General features: G+C 37.7%; 1 protein-coding gene. It reads right to left on the bottom strand.

All coding sequences use genetic code 11. From position 1 onward, the window contains the following. Positions 1–142 precede the first annotated feature (142 nt). Positions 143–604: an IS200/IS605 family transposase gene (gene tnpA, locus GMA13_RS10525; protein ID WP_255884529.1), complete on the bottom strand. Its 462-nt coding sequence runs from the start codon at positions 602–604 to the stop codon at positions 143–145. Between the last annotated feature and the right edge of the window lie 113 nt (positions 605–717).

The following is a 717-nucleotide window of genomic DNA, read 5'->3' as shown; positions in this document are numbered from 1 at the left end:
AATCAAAACCACCCGTCTAACGGGTGGTTTGCACAAGGGCTATAAGCCCAAGCTACCGGCCAGCGCCTAAAGACGCTGGCTTTCACTTTAGTTCAAGCCTATTGCCTTTGCCTCTTTCGCCGCCCCTTAAAGGGCGTTTGTATTACCTGCCACCCTTAAAAGGGTCTTCATACTCTCTGACACTTAATTTGTCTAGTGCTATATCATGCTTTTCTTGATCTTCTATGTATTTTTTTATTGTTGCTTCATTAAGACCTACCGTACTCACATAATATCCTTCTGCCCAAAAATGTCTGTTGCCAAACTTGTATTTCAGATTTGCGTGTTTGTCAAACATCATCAATGCGCTTTTTCCTTTTAGGTATCCCATAAAACTTGACACACTTATCTTTGGTGGTATACTTAAAAGCAAATGAACGTGATCTAGCATCATATGCCCTTCAAGTATTTCTACTCCCTTATATTTACACAGTTGTCGGATTATATCTTGCAAGCTTTTTCTATATTGTGCGTATATCATCTTTCTTCTGTATTTCGGTACTATTACTATGTGGTATTTGCACATCCATTTTGTATGTGACAAACTGTTTGTTTGATTAGCCATTAAAATCACCTTTCTTTATTTACAATAGACTTGAACAATCTTATTGTATATCGATTGGTGATTTTTTTGTATAACTTTTTATGCACACCCGCATAGCGGGTGGTTGTTTGTTC

Source organism: Ruminococcus sp. zg-924 (genome assembly GCF_024433635.1).
Classification (GTDB): Bacteria; Bacillota; Clostridia; order Oscillospirales; family Acutalibacteraceae; genus UBA7067.
Note: the sequence above shows the minus strand (reverse complement) of the source record. Positions and strands in the feature narration are given on the sequence as shown.